This is a genomic window from Billgrantia sp. Q4P2 (assembly GCF_052806135.1).
This window is the reverse complement of the sequence record NZ_JBRBAI010000004.1, coordinates 241,941-262,543: the sequence shown is the minus strand read 5'-3', so window position 1 is coordinate 262,543 and position 20,603 is coordinate 241,941. Positions and strand designations below refer to the sequence as shown.

At 61.9% G+C, this 20,603-nt stretch carries 16 protein-coding genes; 8 read left to right on the top strand and 8 right to left on the bottom strand.

What is annotated here, in order from left to right:
• Window positions 1–63 precede the first annotated feature (63 nt).
• The 3 genes from glyQ to gmhB all read left to right on the top strand — a co-directional run bounded on the left by glyQ (window position 64) and on the right by gmhB (window position 3,865).
• Window positions 64–1,080, top strand: coding sequence for a glycine--tRNA ligase subunit alpha (glyQ, locus tag ACUY1T_RS09095; RefSeq protein ID WP_446022028.1), 1,017 nt, complete (start codon window positions 64–66; stop codon window positions 1,078–1,080).
• Window positions 1,080–3,146 (top strand): glycine--tRNA ligase subunit beta, encoded by a 2,067-nt coding sequence (gene glyS, locus ACUY1T_RS09090; protein WP_446022026.1) that lies wholly within the window; start codon window positions 1,080–1,082, stop codon window positions 3,144–3,146. The genes glyQ and glyS overlap by 1 nt, the downstream gene beginning before the upstream one ends.
• 164 nt (window positions 3,147–3,310) lie before the next feature.
• Complete coding sequence (gmhB, locus tag ACUY1T_RS09085) at window positions 3,311–3,865, top strand: D-glycero-beta-D-manno-heptose 1,7-bisphosphate 7-phosphatase (RefSeq protein ID WP_446022024.1); 555 nt, start codon at window positions 3,311–3,313, stop codon at window positions 3,863–3,865.
• Window positions 3,866–3,992: 127 nt separating this feature from the next.
• Here gmhB and gyrB read toward each other — a convergent pair whose 3' ends face one another.
• The 4 genes from gyrB to dnaA all read right to left on the bottom strand — a co-directional run bounded on the left by gyrB (window position 3,993) and on the right by dnaA (window position 10,262).
• Complete coding sequence (gyrB, locus tag ACUY1T_RS09080; RefSeq protein ID WP_446022022.1) at window positions 3,993–6,413, bottom strand: DNA topoisomerase (ATP-hydrolyzing) subunit B; 2,421 nt, start codon at window positions 6,411–6,413, stop codon at window positions 3,993–3,995.
• A 3-nt stretch (window positions 6,414–6,416) separates the two neighbouring features.
• Window positions 6,417–7,541 carry a DNA replication/repair protein RecF gene (gene recF, locus ACUY1T_RS09075; protein ID WP_446022021.1) on the bottom strand — a complete coding sequence of 375 codons (1,125 nt, stop codon included), beginning with the start codon at window positions 7,539–7,541 and terminating at the stop codon, window positions 6,417–6,419.
• An 81-nt stretch (window positions 7,542–7,622) separates the two neighbouring features.
• The gene (dnaN, locus tag ACUY1T_RS09070; RefSeq protein WP_446022019.1) at window positions 7,623–8,726 is read right to left on the bottom strand and encodes a DNA polymerase III subunit beta; all 1,104 of its coding nucleotides are present in this window, start codon (window positions 8,724–8,726) and stop codon (window positions 7,623–7,625) included.
• Window positions 8,727–8,789: 63 nt separating this feature from the next.
• Window positions 8,790–10,262 carry a chromosomal replication initiator protein DnaA gene (dnaA, locus tag ACUY1T_RS09065; RefSeq protein ID WP_446022017.1) on the bottom strand — a complete coding sequence of 491 codons (1,473 nt, stop codon included), beginning with the start codon at window positions 10,260–10,262 and terminating at the stop codon, window positions 8,790–8,792.
• Between the two features lie 445 nt (window positions 10,263–10,707).
• Here dnaA and rpmH point away from each other — a divergent pair, with 445 nt between their 5' ends.
• From rpmH to mnmE, 4 genes are all read left to right on the top strand, one after another.
• Window positions 10,708–10,842 (top strand): 50S ribosomal protein L34, encoded by a 135-nt coding sequence (gene rpmH / locus ACUY1T_RS09060; protein WP_010626003.1) that lies wholly within the window; start codon window positions 10,708–10,710, stop codon window positions 10,840–10,842.
• 13 nt (window positions 10,843–10,855) lie between these two features.
• A complete protein-coding gene (gene rnpA / locus ACUY1T_RS09055; RefSeq protein WP_446022443.1) occupies window positions 10,856–11,227 on the top strand; it encodes a ribonuclease P protein component in 372 nt (123 codons plus the stop codon).
• 117 nt (window positions 11,228–11,344) lie between these two features.
• The gene (gene yidC / locus ACUY1T_RS09050; RefSeq protein WP_446022012.1) at window positions 11,345–13,030 is read left to right on the top strand and encodes a membrane protein insertase YidC; all 1,686 of its coding nucleotides are present in this window, start codon (window positions 11,345–11,347) and stop codon (window positions 13,028–13,030) included.
• A 108-nt stretch (window positions 13,031–13,138) separates the two neighbouring features.
• A complete protein-coding gene (mnmE, locus tag ACUY1T_RS09045; protein ID WP_446022010.1) occupies window positions 13,139–14,509 on the top strand; it encodes a tRNA uridine-5-carboxymethylaminomethyl(34) synthesis GTPase MnmE in 1,371 nt (456 codons plus the stop codon).
• 15 nt (window positions 14,510–14,524) lie between these two features.
• Here the strand turns inward: mnmE and ACUY1T_RS09040 are convergent, their stop codons facing one another.
• The 4 genes from ACUY1T_RS09040 to rdgB all read right to left on the bottom strand — a co-directional run bounded on the left by ACUY1T_RS09040 (window position 14,525) and on the right by rdgB (window position 17,991).
• Window positions 14,525–15,370: a 23S rRNA (adenine(2030)-N(6))-methyltransferase RlmJ gene (locus tag ACUY1T_RS09040; RefSeq protein ID WP_446022008.1), complete on the bottom strand. Its 846-nt coding sequence runs from the start codon at window positions 15,368–15,370 to the stop codon at window positions 14,525–14,527.
• Between the two features lie 94 nt (window positions 15,371–15,464).
• Window positions 15,465–16,148 carry an OmpA family protein gene (locus ACUY1T_RS09035; RefSeq protein ID WP_446022006.1) on the bottom strand — a complete coding sequence of 228 codons (684 nt, stop codon included), beginning with the start codon at window positions 16,146–16,148 and terminating at the stop codon, window positions 15,465–15,467.
• A 29-nt stretch (window positions 16,149–16,177) separates the two neighbouring features.
• Window positions 16,178–17,380, bottom strand: a complete 1,203-nt coding sequence (gene hemW, locus ACUY1T_RS09030) for a radical SAM family heme chaperone HemW (RefSeq protein WP_446022004.1) — start codon at window positions 17,378–17,380, stop codon at window positions 16,178–16,180.
• The gene (gene rdgB, locus ACUY1T_RS09025) at window positions 17,380–17,991 is read right to left on the bottom strand and encodes an RdgB/HAM1 family non-canonical purine NTP pyrophosphatase (protein WP_446022002.1); all 612 of its coding nucleotides are present in this window, start codon (window positions 17,989–17,991) and stop codon (window positions 17,380–17,382) included. Before rdgB ends, hemW begins: the two co-directional genes overlap by 1 nt.
• A gap of 433 nt (window positions 17,992–18,424) precedes the next feature.
• Between rdgB and ACUY1T_RS09020 the strand changes: the two genes are divergently transcribed.
• The gene (locus ACUY1T_RS09020) at window positions 18,425–19,801 is read left to right on the top strand and encodes a sigma 54-interacting transcriptional regulator (RefSeq protein ID WP_446022000.1); all 1,377 of its coding nucleotides are present in this window, start codon (window positions 18,425–18,427) and stop codon (window positions 19,799–19,801) included.
• Window positions 19,802–20,603: the final 802 nt, after the last annotated feature.

Here is a 20,603-nt window from a genome sequence, read left to right as displayed (position 1 = left end):
ACCGATGTGCCTGTGATTGTATACTTGACGCCTCGTGAATTCATGGCCAACGGTGCTTCCGCAATGACTCCCTCGCCAAATCCGTCGCAGACGCTCTCGACATCCCCGTCGACCTCGGCTCCAGGGTCGACGCCAGACGCGACCACTTTCCAGGGCCTGATACTCTCCCTGCAGCAGTACTGGGCCGAACAAGGCTGTGTGGTGCTCCAGCCGCTGGACATGGAGGTCGGGGCCGGCACCTTCCACCCTGCCACCTTCCTGCGCTCCATCGGCCCGGAGACCTGGAATGCCGCCTACGTGCAGCCTTCCCGTCGCCCCACCGACGGCCGCTACGGCGAGAACCCCAACCGCCTGCAGCACTACTATCAGTTCCAGGTGGTGATGAAGCCCTCCCCTGCCGACCTGCAGGAGCGCTTCCTGGGCTCGCTCGTGCGCATCGGCATCGACCCACTGGTGCATGACATTCGTTTCGTCGAGGACAACTGGGAGTCGCCGACCCTTGGCGCCTGGGGGCTCGGCTGGGAAGTCTGGCTCAACGGCATGGAGGTGACCCAGTTCACCTACTTCCAGCAGGCCGGCGGGCTGGAGTGTTATCCCGTCACCGGCGAGCTGACCTACGGTCTCGAGCGCATCGCCATGTACCTGCAGAACGTCGACAGCGTCTACGACCTGATCTGGACCATCGCTCCCGACGGTTCCAAGGTCACCTATGGCGATGTCTACCTGCAAAACGAGCGTGAGCAGTCGGCCTACAACTTCGAGCATGCCGACGTGCCGGCCCTGTTCAAGGCTTTCGACCATCAGGAGCGCGAGTGCACCAAGCTGCTCGAGGCCGGCCTGCCGCTGCCGGCCTATGAGCAGGTGCTCAAGGCCTCGCATACCTTCAACCTGCTGGATGCCCGCCACGCCATCTCGGTGACCGAGCGTCAGCGCTTCATTCTGCGCGTACGTACCATGGCCCGCGATGTAGCCCACGCTTACTATGCCTCGCGCAAGGCCGCCGGCTTCCCGCTGGCCCCCGAAGCCTTGCGTCAGGAACTGCTGGCCCAGGACATGAACGCCGAACAGGGAGACGCGTGATGGCTGCCAATACCTTTCTGATTGAGCTGGGCGTCGAGGAGCTGCCGCCGGCCGCCATCGACTCGCTCTCGGATGCCCTGGCCGATGGCATTCGCCGCGGCCTCACCGAAGCCGAGGTCGGCTTCGGTGATATTCGCGCCTATGCCACGCCGCGCCGACTGGCGGTGCAGGTGGCCGAACTGGCCGACAAGCAGCCCGATCGAGAGGTCGAGCGTCGCGGCCCGGCCCTCGCCGCCGCCTTCAAGGACGGCCAGCCAACCAAGGCCGCCGAGGGCTTCGCCCGTTCCTGCGGTGTCACCGTGGCTGACCTGATCCATCTCGAAACCGACAAGGGCACCTGGCTCGGCTATCGCGAGCAGCAGCAGGGCGAGGCGACGATCCGGCTACTGCCAGGCATCGTCGACAAGGCCATCGCCGCCCTGCCGGTACCCAAGAACATGCGCTGGGGGGCCTCTCGGGTCGAGTTCTCGCGCCCCGTTCACTGGCTGGTGATGCTCTACGGCAGCGAGGTGGTCGAAGCCGAGTCGCTGGGCCTGACCTCCGGCCGCACCACCCGCGGCCACCGTTTCCATGCTCCCGAGCCCATCGAACTGGCCCATGCCGATGATTATCTCGCCGCCCTCGAGCAGGCCTGGGTGCTGGCCGATCGCGAGCGCCGCCGCGAGCGCATCCGCGAGCAGGTGCTGGCCGAGGCCGAGGTCCAGGATGCCCGGGCGGTCATCGACGAGGCGCTGCTCGTCGAGGTAAGCGGCCTGGTGGAGTGGCCCGTGGCACTCGCCGGCAGCTTCGACGAGCGCTTCCTCGAAGTGCCGGCGGAATGCCTGATCTCGTCGATGAAAGCCAACCAGAAATACTTCCACCTGCTCGATGAGCAGGGCCGACTCAAGCCGCAGTTCATCACCATCTCGAATATCGACAGCCAGGATCCGCAACGGGTCATCGAGGGCAACGAGAAGGTCATCCGCCCGCGCCTGGCCGATGCCGCCTTCTTCTACGACACCGACCGCAAGCAGACGCTCTCGGCACGCATTCCCGGGCTTGCCAACGTGGTGTTCCAGCAGCAGCTCGGCACCCTCGCCGACAAGGCGCACCGTAGTGCCGCCGTGGCTGCCTTCATTGCCGGCCGTATCGGCGGCGACGTGGCCCAGGCACGCCGTGCCGCCGAACTGGCCAAGTGCGATCTCGTCACCGAGATGGTGCTGGAGTTTCCGGAACTGCAGGGCATCATGGGCCGGTACTATGCCACCCATGACGGTGAACCCATCGAAGTGGCACAAGCACTGGAAGAACAGTATCTGCCGCGCTTCGCCGGCGATGAGATTCCTGCCTGCCACACCGGCCAGGCCCTGGCGCTTGCCGACCGACTCGATACCCTCACCGGCATCTTCGGCATCGGCCAGCGGCCCAGCGGCACCAAGGACCCCTTCGCCCTGCGCCGCGCCGCCATCGGCGTGCTCAACATCATGATCAAGGGCGAGCTGGACCTCGACCTGCGCGAACTGCTCGAGCTCTCTGCGGCACAGCATCAGGAGCTACCCTACGCCGAGCACCTGGTCGAAGAAGTGCTCGGCTACATGCTCGATCGCTTCCGCGCCTGGGGCCAGGACGAGGGCATTCCCGCCGAGGTGTACCTCGCGGTACGTGCCCGCCCGGTAACCAAACCTCTCGACTTCGCCCTGCGCCTGCGTGCGGTAAACGCCTTCACTCAGCGCGAGGAAGCCGCGGCCCTGGCCGCCGCCAACAAGCGGGTCTCCAACATCCTGGCCAAGCAGGCCGACGAGGTCGGCAACCGGGTTGAGCATGCACTGCTGAAGGAGTCGGCCGAGCGGGCACTGAGCGAGGCTGTCTCGTCGAGCCGGGAGCGCGTCATGCCGCTGCTTGCCGAGGGCCGCTATCGCGAAGCACTGGACATTCTTGCAGGGCTTCGCACTCCGGTAGACGCCTTCTTCGAAGACGTCATGGTCATGGCTGATGACGACGCCGTCCGTCGTAATCGTCTGGCACTACTGGCCGGCCTTCAGGCACTGTTCCTCGAGATTGCCGATATCGCCCTGCTGCAGCAGTAAAAGGGCTGTGTTAGAAACCGACCGGTGACTCCGACTCCCGGTCGGTTTTTTTGTTTCTCTACGCCAGGTGTTTCACGTGAAACATGGATCAAAGCTGCGGGTCTTGGCAGGTCATGTTCCACGTGAAACACTCATTGCAAGCAACTTGACTTCATGGTGTGCCGATGCCCGATGCATCCCGACTCGTTATTCTCGACAGGGATGGAGTCATCAACCAGGACTCCGACGATTACATCAAGTCCCTCGCCGAGTGGATCCCCTATCCTACCTCCATCGAAGCCATTGCACGCTTGTCCGGCGCAGGCTGGACCATCGCCATCGCCACCAACCAATCCGGCATCGCCCGAGGCTACTATGACGAGGCCACCCTGGCCTCGATGCATGCCGAACTCGAAAGGCAGGTTGGTGAGGCGGGAGGCAAGATTGATCTGATCGCCTATTGCCCGCACGGACCCGATGATGGCTGTACATGTCGCAAACCATTGCCCGGATTGCTGGTTCAGATCCGTGACGCTCTCGAGCTGGACAGCCTGGAGGGAAGTTGGATGGTAGGCGACAGCCTGCGCGACCTGCAGGCAGGAGAGCCAATGGGCTGTCGCCCGGTACTCGTTCGTACCGGAAAGGGACGCAGAACCGAGGCAAAGGGAGTGGGCCTCGAGGGGGCGCTGATCTTCGACGACTTGGCCGCCTTCGCCGACTGGCTGCTCTCGCAGAGTTGAGCGAAAAAGCCCTTGAAAAACAAAAAGAGCCGACCCACTTGGGTCGGCTCTTTTCATTCAGGTCTTGCGGACTCAACACTCTTCCAGACGCAATGTTCCACGTGAAACACTGCACTTGCCATGCGGCTTAGACGTCCAGATTGGCTACCAGTGCATTGCTCTCAATGAAGGCTCGGCGAGGCTCGACCTCGTCACCCATCAAGGTGTTGAACATCATGTCGGCAGCTACCGCATCCTCGATCGTCACCCGCAGCAGACGCCGCGTCTCGGGATCCATGGTCGTTTCCCACAGCTGATCCGGGTTCATCTCACCCAGTCCCTTGTAGCGCTGCACCGAAAGACCACGCTGAGCTTCGGCCATCAGCCACTCGAGCGCTTGATAGAAGGTGGTAACCGACTTCTTACGCTCGCCGCGGGCGATATAGGCCCCCTCTTCGAGCAGGCCCTCCAGCGTCTCGCCCAGCGCCGCCATGGCGCGATAGTCGGCGCTGGTGAAAAAGTCGATGCCCCAGACGTAGTCGGAGCTGACGCCATGCGCCGTCAGCGTTACCGCTGGCAGGAAGAGCTCCCGCTCGGTATCTTCCTCCAGCCGGAAGGTGTAGCGCGGCCCCCCCTCGTAGGCCAACAGTGCATCCATTTCCTCCTGCAGATAGGCGATCCAGTTCTGCATGGTGACGCGATCCTTGAGACTCGCTTCACCTTCGAGGCGCGCAGCGTGCACGACCTTGCGCAACACCTCATGAGGATAGACACGCGACAGCCGGTCGATACGCTTCATCACGTCGCGGTATTGCGCAACCAGCGACTCGAGTTGCGCACCGGTGACCGGTGGCGCATCGGGATTGACGTAGAGCCTGGCTCCATCCATGGCAGTCGTCGTCAGGTAATCGATCAGGGCCTGCTCGTCCTTGAGGTAGGTTTCTTGCTTGCCACGCTTGATCTTGTAGAGCGGGGGCTGGGCGATGAAGACATGGCCACGCTCGATCAGCTGCGACATCTGACGGAAGAAGAAAGTCAGCAGCAGGGTGCGGATATGCGAGCCGTCGACGTCAGCATCGGTCATGATGATGATCGAATGGTAGCGCAGCTTGTCGGGATTGAACTCCTCTCGACCGATCCCGCAGCCGAGCGCGGTGATCAACGTGCCCACCTCGGCGGAAGAGAGCATCTTGTCGAAACGTGCCTTCTCGACGTTGAGGATCTTGCCCTTGAGCGGCAGGATCGCCTGGGTACGACGGTCCCTGCCCTGCTTGGCACTGCCACCAGCCGAGTCGCCCTCGACCAGGAACAGCTCGGAGAGGCTGGGATCCTTCTCCTGGCAGTCGGCCAGCTTGCCCGGCAGGCCGGCAATATCCAGCGCCCCCTTGCGGCGGGTCATGTCGCGGGCCTTGCGCGCCGCCTCGCGGGCACGGGCGGCATCGATCATCTTGTTGACGATCGCTTTGGCTTCGTTGGGCTTCTCGATCAGGTACTCCGAGAACAGCCGCCCCATCTCCTGCTCCACCGCGGTTTTCACTTCGGACGAAACCAGCTTGTCCTTGGTCTGGGAGGAGAACTTGGGGTCCGGCACCTTGACCGAGATGATTGCCGTCAACCCTTCACGAGCATCGTCACCCGAAGTGGCCACCTTGGTCTTCTTCAGCAATCCCTCGGATTCGATATAGCCATTCATGGTGCGGGTCAGGGCGGCACGGAAACCAGCCAGATGCGTCCCCCCGTCACGCTGCGGTATGTTGTTGGTATAACAGAAGATATTCTCGGTAAACGAGTCGCTCCACTGCATGGCCACCTCGACCACCACACCGTCCTCACGCTCGGCCTCGAAGTGGAATACCGGGTTGAGCACAGTCTTGTTGCTGTTGAGGTGGTCGACGAAGGCCTTGAGGCCGCCTTCATAGTGGAACAGCTCCTCCTTGCCGCTACGCTCGTCGATGAGGCGAATCGCAACGCCGGAATTGAGGAAAGAGAGTTCGCGCAGTCGCTTGGCCAGTATGTCGTAGTGGAACTCGATGTTGGCAAAGGTATTGGACGAGGGTTTGAAATGAACCCGTGTGCCGGTTTTCTCGGTTTTTCCCACCACACCCAGCGGCGCCTGGGGCACGCCATGGCGGTAGATCTGCTCATGCACCTGCCCGGCTCGCCATATCGTCAGCTTGAGCTCTTCGGAAAGGGCATTGACCACCGACACCCCGACGCCGTGCAGCCCGCCAGACACCTTGTAGGAGTTGTCATCGAACTTGCCACCGGCGTGTAGGACCGTCATGATCACTTCCGCCGCCGATACGCCCTCACCCTCATGGATGTCGGTAGGTACGCCGCGACCATTGTCGCTGACGGTGATCGATTCATCCGGGTGAATGACGACGCGTATTTCGCTGCAGTATCCGGCCAGGGCTTCATCGATGGAGTTGTCCACCAGCTCGAACACCATATGGTGTAGGCCTGTCCCGTCATCGGTATCGCCGATGTACATGCCGGGACGCTTGCGCACGGCATCCAGTCCCTTGAGGACCTTGATGCTCGATGAGTCGTAAGCTTGCTCGCTCATTGACTACTCCGTCATGAAGTCTATCTGTGCCCGAGGCACTATCCGTCCTGTTCCAGAAGGCGCTTGTTTCACGTGAAACATCGCTATTGGCGTGTGGGGCTCCCATTGCCCCACCAGGGCATCGTGTTCGACACTTGTGATGAAAGCTTGGCAGCGCATCGATTCCAACAGCCGGCAAAAGACACGCCGGTGCTCGGCATCCAGCTCGGCTGGCAGGTCATCGACCAGATAAAGACAACTGCGCCCGGTCGACTGTTCCAGCAATCTGCCCTGTGCCAGCTTGAGCGCGCTTACCACCAGTTTCTGCTGGCCCCGCGACAGCACCTCGACGGCCGGGCGCCGCCCCAGCCGGATGCGCAGATCGGCGCGCTGTGGCCCGTTCTGGGTAAAACCCATCTGCTGATCCGTCACTCGGCCCTGCTCGAGTACCTCCTGCAAGCCGCGCTGCTTGTCCCAGCCGCGGGAGTAGCGCAGGCTCAGTTCGGGTAAGTCGATCAGCCTGCCCAAGGTTTCCTCGAACACGGGGACGAAGCTGGCCATCCAATCACGGCGCAGGCTATCGACACGCTCACCCCACGTGGCCAGCTCCTGCTCCCAGACGGCCAGGTTATTGGCGTCCATTCTACCATGTCTGAGGAGTGCATTCCGATGCTTCAGCGCACGCTTGGCGCGGCGCCAGGCATCGTAGAAATCGTGTTTCACGTGAAACACGCCCCAGTCGAGAAATTCACGCCGACCGGCTGGAGGCCCTTCCAGAAGGCGAAAAGCATCGGGGTTGACCAACTGCAAGGGAAGCGCTTCGATCAATTGAGCCAGGCGAGAGACCCGCTCCCCACCCATACGCATTTCCAGCTCGGCCACATCACGCGACCGGCGGACACCGATGGGCAAGGGAGGCTCGCCGCAAAGGCGAGCAAACAGCGTCATCTCATCGCTTTCGTGGGCGATAGCATGCTTCAGCTGTCGCGTGCGAAATGAGCGTCCCATGCCAAGAACGTGCAGCCCCTCGAGCAGGCTGGTCTTGCCGCTGCCATTGGTCCCCACGATCAAATTGATGCCTGGACTCGGCGTCAGGTCGAGCGTCCCAAGATTTCTCAAGCCGGTAAAGGCCAGGCGATCGATCAACATGAAGCGTAACGCACAACGTCAAAGCACCCAGCTACTTCCAACCGTAGCCAGGAGCGGTGAGACACGGGCAGGACTGCCGCGTCAAAGGCGCATCGGCATGACGACATACAGGGCATCACCCCCGCCGGGCTCTTCCATCAAGGCGCTACTGTTGGAGTCAGCGAGCGTCATCTGCACTCGATCCTCACCAATAACACTAAGCACATCAATGAGATAGCCAACATTGAAACCGATTTCGAGCGAATCACCACCGTATTCGACCGCCACGTTCTCCTCGGCTTCCTCCTGCTCGGGGTTGTTGGCCATCACCTGCAGGTTGCCCTCCTGAAGGTGCAAGCGAACGCCACGGTACTTCTCATTGGAGAGAATGGAGGTACGCGATAACACCTGGCGCAGTTCGGCACGCTCGGCAATGAAGACCTTGTCGCCGCCGCGCGGCACCACACGCTCGTAGTCGGGGAACTTGCCATCGACCAGCTTCGAGGTGAAGGTGAAGTCACCGGTATGGGCACGCACGTGGCTGGCACTGAGCGTCAGGGTCACCGGCTCGTCGCTGTCATCGAGCAGGCGTACCAGCTCGAGCACCCCTTTGCGCGGCACGATCAGCTTGCGCGCCGGCTCTACCTGTATCTCCGCCGGGCGCGAACACACGGCCAGCCGGTGACCGTCGGTGGCCACGGTACGCACCAGGTTGGAACGCAGCTCGAGCAGCATGCCGTTCAGGTAGTAGCGTACGTCCTGCTGGGCCATGGCGAAGGAGGTGGCATCGATGAGGTGCTTGAGCGTTCCGCGCGGCAGGCTGAGTTCCACATCGCCAGCGCTATCCTCGATATTAGGGAATTCGGCTACCGGCAGGGTCGAGAGAGTAAAGCGGGAACGGCCGCTGCGCAGCACGGCGCGTCCTTCTTCCAGGCTGAACTGCAACTCCGCCTGATCGGGCAGCGACTTGCAAATGTCCATCAGCTTACGGGCAGGTACGGTGACGGCACCCGGCGCATCGACCTGCGATGCCGCCGTACGACCGATCAGCTCGACCTCGAGGTCGGTACCGGTAAGAGCCACCTCGTTCTGGTCGACCTGTATCAGCACATTGGACAGCACCGGCAGGGTCTGGCGACGCTCCACCACGCCAGCCACCAATGCCAGCGGCCGTAGCAGCGCTTCGCGGGTAATGGAAAATCTCATGTCGGCTCCACGTCTAGTCCTGTAGATGGGTGTTGGGCATTGGACGTTCTGATGAACATTCCGTCAACTGGTCAACAACCGCAGCAGGTTCTTGTAATCCTCGCGAATGTCCGCGCTCTCTTCCTGCAATGACTGCACCTTGCGACAGGCATGCAACACCGTGGTGTGGTCACGCCCACCGAAGGCATCGCCGATTTCCGGCAGGCTGTGGTTGGTCAACTCCTTGGCCAGGGCCATGGCCACCTGACGCGGCCGTGCCACCGAGCGCGAACGCCGCTTGGAGAGCAGGTCGGCCAGCTTGATCTTGTAGTACTCGGCGACGGTACGCTGGATGTTGTCCACGCCCACCTGCTTGTCCTGCAGCGCCAGCAGGTCCTTCAGCGACTCGCGGATGAAATCCTGGGTGATCGGCTTGCCCATGAAGTGGGAATCGGCAATGACCTTTTTCAGCGCTCCCTCCAGCTCGCGAACGTTGGAGCGGATCTTCTGGGCAATGAAGAAGGCGGCATCGTGAGGCAGGTCTACCTTGGCCTGGTCCGCCTTCTTCATCAGGATGGCGACCCGGGTTTCCAGCTCAGGCGGTTCGATGGCCACGGTCAAGCCCCAGCCGAAGCGCGACTTGAGACGCTCCTCGACACCGCTGATCTCCTTGGGATAGCGATCCGAGGTGAGAATCATCTGTTGGCCACCCTCGAGCAGAGCGTTGAAGGTGTGGAAGAACTCCTCCTGGGAGCGTTCCTTGCCGGCAAAGAACTGGATGTCGTCGATCAGCAGCGCATCGACACTGCGATAGAAGCGCTTGAAGTCGTTGATGGCATTGAGCTGCAACGCCTTGACCATGTCCGCCACGAAACGCTCGGAGTGCAGGTAGACGACGCGAGCGTTCTCGCGCCGGGTCGCCAGTGCGTTGCCCACCGCATGCATCAGGTGGGTCTTGCCCAGCCCGACGCCACCATACAAGAACAGAGGGTTGTAGGCGCCTCCCGGGTTCTCGGAAACCTGCCGCGAGGCGGCCCGTGCCAGCTGGTTGGACTTGCCTTCGACGAAGGTTTCGAAGGTGAAACTGGGATTGAGGCCACTGCTGTGCTTGAGGCTGCCTTCGACCTGCACCTCGCGCTCGCCGCCGGAACGGCGCGACGAGGCCCCTTCCTCACGCAACTGATCGATCTCGCGCTCATCGCCGATGTCGCCTCGCGGCGGCACCTGTACGGCCGGTGCCAAGGGCGAGTGGGGATTGGCCGAAACCGGGGCGCCCAGGTCACGCGGCTGCGGCTTGACCGCCGCTGCCTTGCGGCTGCCCACTATCAGGACCACTCGCGGCGGCTTGGCGGGTGCCAGGTCCCTGAGCAGCTCGTTGATGCGCTTGGCATACTTGTCGCCAACCCAGTCGCGCACGAAACGATTGGGTGCCAGCAGACGCAGCTCGTTGGCTTCCCCCTCTTCGGCTTGAAGCGGGCGAATCCAGGTGTTGAACTGCTGGGCGTTCAGCTCGTCCTGCAGGTAATCCAGACACTGTTGCCAGAGAGCAAGAGACACTCGACCTCACCATACCCGTTGATGCATGACCGGTCATTGTATCCTTCGCCTGCCGGGTTATCCACATGCGACTCGATACCGGACCACCCTGTGGAAAAACGCTCGCGCTAACGTCCACCACAGTATGCCCACTGATTGCAAAACGCTTTTCCACAACCCCGGATTTTCGACATCTCTTTGTTTATTAAGTAGATATTCCACTTATCAACAGAAGGCGTCCCCAGTATTAATAACAATGAGTTCCAAAAAACATGGAGGTTATGGCAACGGCTCAGCCCCGCTGGCAGCCTCGCCACGACTCGATCCAACGAGCGGAACAATTGCGTCGGGCAGCCGAAGTCTCTACAATTTCCGGTCTTGAACCGAATCTGCCCCTGGTTCCTGTCGGGAGCCAGGGCGTTCCTGTAAGACGTTCCGTCAATAAACCACGTGGGAATCGAGTGTTATGAAACGTACCTTTCAACCCAGCGTTCTGAAGCGCAAGCGTGTCCACGGTTTCCGTGCGCGCATGGCTACCAAGAATGGTCGTGCCGTTCTGGCTCGTCGCCGTGCCAAGGGCCGCAAGCGTCTGAGCGCCTGATAGCGGATTGCGCGTGTCCGGTCATGGTTTCCCCAAGCAGCTGCGCCTGTTGACTGCCGGGGATTATCGATTCGTTTTCGATCACGCTTCATTCAAGGTACATGGCAAGGGGCTGATGGCCCTGGCGTGCCCCAATGGACTGGACCACCCCCGCCTTGGCCTGGTCATCAGCAAGAAGAACGTCCGCAAGGCCGTGGATCGTAACCGCCTCAAGCGGTTGGCTCGTGAATCCATTCGTCTTCAGCAATGCGCACTACCCGCCGTCGACATTGTCTTGCTGGCTCGGCGCGGCGCGAATGAGCTGGACAAGGCTACGCTGCATCGCCAGTTTTACGGCATGTGGCGGCGCCTGGAGCGTGACGCGCGAAAATCGATGACCTCCTGACCGGATGCGGAGCCTTTCTCCGCTTCGATGGCCTGCCTCGGCAGGCTATCGACCTTTCCTACATGGCAGCGGATCTCGTTCCAGCGGCATGTTCACTACCCACCGGGCAGAACCCTCATGGACGTAAAACGACTCCTATTGCTGATTCCACTGGCCGTGCTCGCCTATCTGCTGGTCGTTCAGTGGAATCAGGACTATGGCCAGGTTGCTCCTGAGCCTGAAGCTCCCACCATCACCGCGCCGGCACCCGGTGAAGCGCAGGCCCCCGACGACGACAGCCTGGCGGTTCCCGCAGCACCTCGTGCGGAGCAGGAGATGGCTGGGGAGATGCCGGCCGAGACGGAGCAGCCTCGCGGAACCCGCGACCTGGTCGCCGTCGTTACCGACGTGCTCGACGTTCGCATCGACCCCCAAGGGGGAGACATCGTCTATGCTGCCCTGCCCCAGCACCGCATGACGCTGGGTTCCGAGCGTCCCTACGTGCTGCTCTCGGATAGCGAGACACGCAGCTACGTGGCCCGTTCGGGTCTGCAGGTGGACGGCCATGGGGGGCGCATCGGCTTCACGCCGGAGAACACCAGCTACCGCTTGACCGATGGCGAGAACCGCCTTGACGTCGACCTGCACGGCGAGCTGAACGGTGTCGACGTGGTCAAGCGCTTCTCCTTCGAGCGCGGCAGCTATGCGGTAGAGGTCAACTACTACCTGGCCAACAACACCGAGGAGCCGGTTACCGCACGCTTCATCGGCCAGTTGGCGCGTGACAACAGTGCCGACCCCTCCAGCGGAGTGACCATGGGCATGAGCTCCTATCTGGGAGCTGCCTATTCGTCGCCGGACGAGCGCTACCAGAAAGTGGGCTTCGACGACATCCAGCGCGGGCGCTTCAACAACCGTGACGTGCAGGGTGGCTGGGTCGCCATCATCCAGCACTACTTCGTCTCGGCCTGGGCGCCCCCCCAGAACCAGCAGAACCTGCAGTACGCCACTACCGATTCACGCAACCGCAACGTAGCCGCATTCGCCGGCCCGGTGACCACGGTGGCGGCGGAAGGAGAAGCACGCCTGGGCGCCACGCTCTACGTCGGGCCCAAGGTGCAGGACTATCTCGAGCAAGTGGCCCCTCACCTGCGCCTGACCGTCGACTTCGGTTGGCTGTGGTTCATCGCCAACCCGCTGTTCTGGTTGCTCGACCAGATCCACAGCCTGATCGGCAATTGGGGCTGGTCCATCGTCCTGCTGACCGTCCTGGTCAAGCTTGCCATGTGGCCGCTCTCCGCCAAAGCCTACAAGTCGATGGCCCGGATGCGCAAGCTGGGCCCGGAAATGCAGCGCCTCAAGGAGCAGTACGGCGACGACCGCCAGAAGATGTCCCAGGAGATGATGAAGTTCTACCAGAAGGAGAAGATCAACCCTCTGGGCGGCTGTCTGCCTATCCTGGTGCAGATGCCGGTGTTCATCGCGCTGTACTGGATGCTGCTGGAGTCGGTTGAGCTGCGCCATGCGCCCTTCATGTTCTGGATCCAGGACCTGTCGATGAAGGATCCTTACTTCATCCTGCCGATCCTCATGGGCGCTTCGATGTTCGTGCAGCAGTTGCTCAACCCGACGCCTCCGGACCCCATGCAGGCGAAGATCATGAAGATGCTGCCGATCGTCTTCACCTTCTTCTTCCTGTGGTTCCCGGCCGGCCTGGTCATCTACTGGGTGGTCAACAACATCATCTCGATCGCCCAGCAGTACGTGATCACACGCAAGATCGAGAACGACCCCAGCGTCGGCAAAGGGATAAAGGCGAAATAGCCGCAGCCCTGAACGACGACCGGACCCCTGCCCTGGCAGGGGTCTGGCGTTTACGCCCCCCGAAACGGAAAATCCGCCTGCCGGGGGTCAATACCGAGAGGACGCCGCATGCCCGAGAGGCTCTATCATCAGGACACCATTGCCGCCCTGGCCACCCCGCCGGGGCGCGGCGGCGTCGGCATCATTCGCGTTTCGGGGCCACTGAGCGCCACGATCGCCGCTGCCATGGTCGGGCACTGCCCCGAGCCCCGGCGCGCCCACTACGGCCCCTTCAGCGGCGCTGACAGCGTGATCGACGAGGGCATCGCGCTCTTCTTCGCCGGCCCGCACTCGTTCACCGGCGAGGACGTACTGGAACTGCAGGGACACGGCGGCCCGGTGATCATGGACCTGCTGCTGGAGCGCTGCGTTCAGCTGGGTGCCCGCCTGGCGAGGCCCGGCGAATTTTCCGAGCGCGCCTTTCTCAACGACAAGCTCGACCTGGCCCAGGCAGAGGCCATCGCCGACCTCATCGAAGCCAGTTCACGCACGGCAGCCGAGAACGCCCTGCGCTCGCTGCAGGGGGAATTTTCCCGCCGCGTGGCGACGCTCGTGCAGCGGCTGATCGAGCTGCGCATGTACGTGGAAGCGGCCATCGACTTCCCCGAGGAGGAGATCGACTTCCTGGCCGACGGCAGGGTGGCCGAGATGCTCGCCGCGGTACAGGCCGAGCTCGCCGAGGTGCGCGCCGCCGCCGGCCAGGGTGCGCTGATGCGCGAAGGCATGACCGTGGTGATCGCCGGACGGCCCAACGCCGGCAAGTCGAGCCTGCTCAATGCCCTCACCGAGCAGGAGACCGCCATCGTCACCGATATCGCCGGCACCACCCGCGACGTGCTGCGTGAGCATATCCACCTGGATGGCATGCCGCTGCACGTGATCGATACTGCCGGGCTGCGCGACACGCCGGACGCCGTCGAGCAGATCGGCGTGGCCCGCGCCTGGGCCGAAATCGAGAAGGCCGACCGGGTGCTGCTGCTGGTGGATGCCGCCGCCACCGAGGCCATCGACCCCATGGCGATCTGGCCGGAATTCGTCGCCAGGCTACCCGACGCCTCCCGCCTGACCCTGGTGCGCAACAAGATCGACGCCAGCCACGAGGCGCCCGGGCTCGATGACGCTGCCGCCACGCCGGTGATTCGCCTCTCCGCCCGCACCGGGGAGGGTCTGGAGAGCCTCAAGGCCCACCTCAAGGCGGTGATGGGCTTCTCCGCCACCACGGAGGGGCGCTTCTCGGCCCGACGCCGCCACCTGGATGCCCTTGACCGCGCTCAGCGAGCGCTCACTCACGGGGAGGTCCAGCTGTCAGGCTACGGTGCCGGTGAATTGCTGGCGGAGGATCTGCGCGACGCCCAGCAGGCGCTGGGCGAGATCACTGGTGAATTCAGTGCCGACGACCTCCTGGGGGAAATCTTCGGCAGTTTCTGCATCGGTAAATGATGTACCGCAAGCCCCCTATTCTCCCACCCACCAGTCGGCCTGGTAGCGGCTCGCCTCACCGAGCAGCGGCGCGACCCTCGCCATCGCCGCGGCAAGCTTCTCGTCCAGCCCCCAAGGCGGGTTGATCACCAGCATGCCACTGCCGTACATGCCACGCTCCTCGCCAGGCGAGCGCAGCATCAGCTCACTACGCCAAATCTTGCGCAGCCCACCGTCGCGCAGGCCCTCCAGCAGTGCTTCATGGCGTGCGGCGGGCAGCAGCGGGTACCACACCAGCACCACTGCATGGCGCGCCTTGCGCATGGCAGCCAGCACCGTCTCGGCGACCTCGACATACTCGCTCTTGCGCTCGTAGCTGGGGTCGACCAGCACGCACAACCTCGGCGTGGCGGCCGGCAGGCCGGAGAGCAGCCCCGCCAGACCATCGGCGTGAAGACGCTGGACGTTGGCCGGTAGCGGTTGTTGGGCCAGATGCTCATGCTCCCCCGGGTGCAGCTCGAACAACTGCACCCGGTCGTGCTGGCGCAGCCGCTGGCCGAGCCACCAGGGCGAGCCGGGATATTGCTCGAGGCGATGAGCCCCGGGCTGAACGCTGGCGATAGCGTCCAGCCAGGCCGCCAGCAGCGGTTCATCGGCCAGGCTGGCCCGCGCGCTCCACAGCGGCAACACACCGCTGCGATACTCGCCCAGGCGCTGGGTCTCGGCCGCATCCAACGGATAGAGGCCACGGCCGGAGTGGGTGTCGACGAAGGTGATCGGCGTTGCCTTGCGTAGCAGATGGTCGACGACGGCATGCAGCACGAGATGCTTGTGTACGTCGGCGAAATTGCCGGCGTGATAGGCATGCTGATAGGAAAGCATGGGCAGGAACCTCACGCAGAACGGAAGCGAGACACGAACAGGCCCGCCACTATGCTAGTGGCGGGCCCGCGAGGCAACTCGTCGCGATCGGCGCTTACTGTTGCTGGAACTGCGACTCGATGGGCGTGAGGGTGATCTCGACGCGACGGTTCTGGGAACGTCCCTCCTCGGTATTGTTGGTCGCGACCGGCTGGCTCGGCCCGTAGCCGACCATGTTGAGCCGGTTGCGTGCCACCCCTGACTGGGCCAGATAGTTGCCGACCGATTCGGCACGCCGTTCGGAGAGGCGCTGGTTGTAGCTGACGCTACCGGTGCTGTCGGTATGTCCGGCGATGTTGACCCGCGTATCGGTGTACTGGGTCAGCACGTTGGCCACATCGTTGAGCGCATTGCGCGCCTGCACGGTGAGTTCGCTGGAGTCGAAGCCGAAGGTCACGCTGCTGGGCATGTTGAGCACGATGTCGTCACCGCGACGCTCCACCTCGACACCGGTGCCTTGCATGCTCTCGCGAAGTTGCTGCTCCTGGCGGTCCATGTAGGCGCCGATACCGGCACCCGCCGCGGCACCCACGGCGGCCCCGATCAGCGCACGGTCGCGTCGGCTGGTGCTGCCGCTGCCCGAGAGCGCACCTGCGGCAGCACCTACTGCCGCACCGACCCCGGCACCGGTCATGGTGCTGGAGCGCTGGGTCTGCCCCGAGTAAGGGTCGGTCGTGGCACAGCCGGCAACTAGGATGGCGGCCGCCAGGGGAGCAACGAGTCGAGACGCTTTGAACATGGACGATCTCCGTATCAGGGGTAACGAGATTATTCTGTACTGGGCTCACTCACGAGCGCCAGCAGTTCGTTCAAGAATAATAGACCTTGGGGCGAAGCCTGAAGTCTTTGCGCATCTTCCACGAGAAGTCCTTTATTGCGCGCCGCTTCGAGGCGCTCGTCAAGCATCGGGAGCGGGCGCCCGGTGTGGGCCTGCCAGTCGGCCATGGCCACACCTTCGACGAGGCGCAGGGCGTTCATGGCGAACTCCAGGGGCAGCTCGTCGTCGCTGACCCAACTGCTGCCGGCAACGAAACCTCGCGGATCGCGGCGACGGCGCAGGTAGGATTCAGGCTGGCGCGCCTTCCAGCGTCGCTCGATGTGCAGCCGGCCCGAATCGTCGAAGACGCTCAGCTTGCCATGACTGCCGGCACCGATGCCCAGGTAGTCGCCGAAACGCCAGTAGTTGAGATTGTGCCGGGAGCGTCGGCCAGTCCGCGCATAGGCAGATATCTCATAGCGTGAAAGACCCGCCGCCTCGAGCCGCTCGTGACCCAGGTCCTGGATGTCCCACAGGGTCTCCTCTTCCGGCAGCACGGGCGGTCGGGTGTGGAACTCGGTGTTGGGCTCGAGCGTCAGCTGGTACCAGGAGAGGTGCTCGGGCTCGAGCGCCAGGGCCCGCTCCAGATCAGCCAGCGCCAGCTCGGGTGTCTGGCCTGGCAGGCCATGCATCAGGTCGAGGTTGAGGTTGTCGAAGCCGGCGGCTCGCGCTTCCTCCACCGCAGCCACGGCATCGTCACCGCTGTGAATACGCCCCAAGGCCGCAAGCTGTGCCGTTTGAAAGCTCTGCACGCCGAGCGACAGCCGGTTGATCCCGGCCTCGCGATAGCCACGGAAGCGCCCACGCTCCAAGGTGCCGGGATTGGCCTCCAGGGTGATCTCGATATCCTCGGCACATGGCAGACGCTGTGCCAGCTCGTCAAAGAAACGCGCATAGAACCCGGCCGACATCAGGCTCGGCGTACCGCCGCCGATGAAGACGCTGGCAAGTGGCCGACCGGCGGCCAGCGGCAGGTCGGCATCGAGGTCATCGAGCAGGGCGGCCAGGTATTCCTCTTCCGGCAGCACCGCTCCCCGGCCCACGCCATGGGAATTGAAATCGCAGTAGGGGCACTTGCGCACGCACCAGGGCACGTGCACATAGAGCGCCAGGGGAGGAAGCGCCAACGCCGCAATTCGGGGCAAACCGGCCATCAGCGCTGGGTCATCTCGCGCAGAGCCGACAGCATGCCCTCGAGAGCCCGCCCACGATGACTGAGACGGTTCTTCTCCTCGGCACCCAGCTCGGCGACGCTCTTGCCCAACGAGGGAAGCCAGAACAGTGGATCATAGCCGAACCCACCCTCTCCGCGAGGCTGCTCGAGGATTTCCCCTTCCCAACTGCGCTGGACGATCAGCGGCACCGGATCGTCGGCATGGCGCAAGTAGACCAGGGCACACCAGTAGCGCGCGCTACGGGCACTCCCGGATACCGCGCTCAACGCCTCCAGCAGCTTGGCATTGTTGCGCGCATCGCTCTTGGGCTCACCCGCATAGCGGGCCGAGTAGATGCCCGGCTGCCCCAAGAGCGCATCGACCTCGAGCCCGGAATCGTCGGCGAGTGCCGGCAAGCCGCTGATCCGACTGGCCTCACGCGCCTTGAGCAAGGCATTCTCGACGAAGGTGAGCCCGGTTTCCTCGACGTCTGCCACGCCGAATTCGGACTGGGGTCGGATCCGCAGACCAAGGGCCGCGAAAAGCTGGCCGAACTCCCTGATCTTGCCGGGATTAGCGCTGGCCAGGACTAGCTCATCGTTGGGGGACACGACGGTTCCTCATGCTGGGTTTTCCACCATGTCATGTTACACGAGGCAAGCATCAGGCTGAACCGCCATCACCTGCCAATTAGGCAGGTGGAGCACAATATAAAACGAGTAACAGAACGTGCGCATGACTGTGTGCATCAGGCTTGTCCATATCCTCCCTGTAACCTATCTTTACAACTTGCCCGCGCAGGGAAGCAGCACTACGTCGCGGCTCCAAGCGGTAGACCTATCGCTATCTGCATCCACCTGAATCTTGCCATTTTAAATTAGCAATTCAAGAAACTGCATCGGTCAGATTGGTCTATTGAAGAAAGACAAAGAAAATAAACCTTTATCACAATAAAATCAGCAAATTGGGCGCGCACATAAAGTGTAAAAGAAAGGAAACAAAATTGGCTTTACCATCGAAGGATTCGAAAGGGACGAGCAACACATGGAAAACAAGGCAACACTCTTGATGATGGGCTCCCTGGAAAGTGGTCAGCAAGAATTCGTTGCAAGTATGGAGAAAAGGGGATGGCGTATCAGTACGGCCTGCAGCCTGGCACAGGCGCAAGCCCTGCTGGAAACAGATGATCATGATGCAGGTATTTTTTATCTGCATCCGGCGAACGCCAATGACCTGAAAGGGATGGAAAAGCTGATCATCCGCTCACAAGTGGAGTGGATGGCGCTGATACACGAACCCGAGCTGGACGATCCTTTACTGTGCAAGGCCTTGGGAAGCCTCTTCATGGCCTATCAGGCGGAGCCGGTCGATGTCGACCAGATCGACTGCCTCATGCAGCATGCAATGGCCATGAAGCGGCTCAGGGTGGAGGAAGCCGCTGCCCAGCAGCCCAGGGAAGCCGAATTCGAGATGGTCGGCACCGTGCCGGCCATGCGCAAGGTTTTCGACACCATACGTCGGGTAGCCTCCGTCGAGGCACCGGTATTCATCAGCGGTGAGTCGGGCACGGGCAAGGAACTTGCCGCCCGGGCCATTCATGAACGCTCCCATCGCGCCTCGGCGCCTTTCGTTGCCGTGAACTGCGGCGCCCTGCCCAGCAACCTGATTCAGTCGGAGCTATTCGGCCATGAGAAGGGAGCCTTCACCGGGGCCAGCCAGCAGAAGATCGGCCAGATCGAAGCCGCCGCCGGGGGCACCCTGTTCCTCGATGAAATCGGCGACCTGACCCTGGAGCTCCAGGTCAACCTGCTGCGATTCCTGGAGGAGAAGACGATCCAGCGCATTGGCGCGCTTGACGAGATTCACGTCGACGTGCGCGTGTTGTCAGCGACGCACGTGGATCTCGAGAAGGCTGTCGAGGAGGGGCGCTTCCGTGAGGATCTCTATCATCGGCTCAATGTTCTGCAAGTCAATCTTCCGCCGTTGAGGGAGCGCCAGGAAGATATCGAAATCCTGGCCAAGTTCTTCTTCGACAAGTTCATCGAAGACAAATCCATGAAAGTGCGAGGCTTCAGCCAGGAGGCCCTGGTGCTCATGCAACAGTACCACTGGCCGGGGAACATTCGTGAACTCATCAACCGGGTGCGTCGTGCCATGGTCATGTGCGAACAGCGCTTGATCAAGCCATCGGACCTGGGGCTCGAACGACGCACATCCAGCCGCAACGTCGTCACCCTCGAGGAAGCACGCAACTGTGCCGAGCGAGAAGCCTTGCTTCGAGCCTTGGGTCGCAACAAGCAGAAGGTAAAGAAAGCCGCCGAAGAGCTGGGGGTCTCACGAGTAACGCTCTATCGCCTGATAGAGAAGCATGGCCTGGACAGGAGTACTGAGGAAGCCTCCTATCCGTTCACCTCGGCATGAGCTTGGGCCCCCTCGACATGGCTGTCGAGGGGGAACTCCGTGCTTCGACGAAATAAACCTCCCGCAGGAAGGGCTTCGCTCACATCTGGCAGGGCAAGCGAAAGGTCAGGTTCGTATTGAGGCACAGCGTCCACGGTTGCCATCCAGCGTGTACGCCTCGAGTTCGGTGCCACCTGGTACGTGCAGAGCATTGCCACTGCTGACCGAAGCGCTTTCAGCCGACACTGGCGACTGAAAGGTCCGCCTTGCGCAGCCGCCAGCATGCGCGTGCCGCTGAGAAACACTGCACCGGTCAAGCCGATGCATTTCACACCGAACCACCCACTGACCGTTCTCCTTCTGGATGACTTGCTGCGACTGGGAATACTCATAAGGCCTCCTTCCCGCACCGTACTCACAGGCAAGCTTCATACCAAAAGAGTAAGTCATTGATTTTAAACAGATAATCAATGCTTCTTGTTAATGCTTGTGTAACGTGTTGGTTACATTTTGAGGTGCAGGACCTGCTACCCACCATGGATTACCGGCCACATCCCGCTCAGTGAGAGGCGTGGTCCTTGGAGAAAGGTGAATGGAAACTTTCTGTTACTAACGGCGATTCAGAGTCCATGCCATGAAGCAATCTATTGATTTAATTGATTATTATTGGAAATTTAAAAGATGAAAAACGAACAGAATAATTCATCTGCTCACGGGAAATTCCTATAAATCGACATATGTTGGTTTGGAATAACTAGAGTTTTTTTAATGAAAAATAACTATTAACACATCTCCGCTTTATGTCTGAGACTCCATAATACAC